Raw genomic sequence first — 1,398 nt, 5'->3', positions numbered from 1 at the left:
GAGGATGCCTATGAAGCCATCAATGGTGTCTATCAGGGAAACGTATTTACCCGAAGCACCGGTGTAGACTTCAGCCACGAAGAACGGCTGAGACAAGAAGCGCTGGATCTTACGAGCACGGTTTACCAACTGCTTGTCGGCTTCCGACAGCTCGTCCATACCCAGGATCGCGATGATGTCCTTCAGCTCTTTGTAACGTTGCAGAACGTACTGAACGCCGCGAGCGGTGTCGTAGTGGTCCTGGCCGATTACGTTCGGGTCCAGCTGGCGCGAAGTCGAATCCAGTGGATCTACCGCTGGATAGATACCCAGGGAAGCGATGTCACGGGACAGAACGACGGTGGCGTCCAAGTGGGCGAAGGTGGTCGCTGGCGACGGGTCGGTCAAGTCATCCGCAGGTACGTATACCGCTTGGATCGAAGTGATCGAACCTTCCTTGGTCGAAGTGATACGTTCTTGCAGAACGCCCATCTCTTCAGCCAGGGTCGGCTGGTAACCTACTGCCGAAGGCATACGGCCCAGCAGTGCGGATACTTCAGTACCGGCCAGGGTGTAACGATAGATGTTGTCGACGAACAGCAGAACGTCGTTACCTTCGTCACGGAACTTCTCGGCCATGGTCAGGCCGGTCAGTGCTACGCGCAGACGGTTACCCGGCGGCTCGTTCATCTGACCGTAAACCAGTGCCACTTTGTCCAGAACGTTGGAGTCCTTCATCTCGTGGTAGAAGTCGTTACCCTCACGGGTACGCTCGCCCACACCGGCGAACACGGAATAACCGCTGTGCTCGATGGCGATGTTACGGATCAGTTCCATCATGTTTACGGTTTTGCCTACACCGGCACCACCGAACAGACCGACTTTACCGCCTTTGGCAAACGGGCAAACCAGGTCGATAACCTTGATGCCGGTTTCCAGCAGGTCGTTGCCGCCTGCTTGCTCAGCGAACGAAGGTGCTGGGCGGTGAATGCCCCAACGCTCTTCGGTGTCGATCGGGCCAGCTTCGTCGATCGGGTTACCGAGGACGTCCATGATCCGGCCCAGGGTCGCTTTACCGACCGGTACGGAGATGGCTGCGCCAGAGTCGGTAACTTCCAGACCGCGCTTCAAGCCTTCGGTGGAACCCATCGCAATGGTACGAACCACGCCGTCGCCCAGCTGCTGCTGAACTTCCAGAGTGGTGCCGGCATCGCTTTTTACTTTCAAAGCGTTGTAGATGCTCGGTACGCTGTCGCGTGGAAATTCCACGTCGATAACGGCGCCGATGATTTGAACGATACGTCCGCTACTCATAGCTGGATCCTCTGAATATTTGAACCGTTAAACCGCGGCAGCGCCGCCGACGAGTGCCGAGATCGCGTGGGTGAGCGCTGCCTGTCGCGCCGGGGTGGCGAGCAG

The 1,398-nt window shown here is 57.7% G+C and carries 2 protein-coding genes; both read right to left on the bottom strand.

What is annotated here, in order from left to right; genetic code table 11:
- Positions 1-1,293 (bottom strand): F0F1 ATP synthase subunit beta (atpD, locus tag ACIPZE_RS28905; protein ID WP_400776839.1); only part of this gene is annotated, 1,293 nt, incomplete at its 3' end.
- A gap of 27 nt (positions 1,294-1,320) precedes the next feature.
- Positions 1,321-1,398 (bottom strand): hypothetical protein (locus ACIPZE_RS28900; protein ID WP_400776845.1); only part of this gene is annotated, 78 nt, incomplete at its 5' end.

The sequence above is a fragment of the Pseudomonas sp. NPDC089741 genome (genome assembly GCF_044748825.1).
Taxonomy (GTDB): Bacteria; Pseudomonadota; Gammaproteobacteria; order Pseudomonadales; family Pseudomonadaceae; genus Aquipseudomonas; species Aquipseudomonas helmanticensis.
The sequence above is the reverse complement of the archived record's forward strand: the minus strand, read 5'-3'. Positions and strand labels throughout refer to the sequence as shown.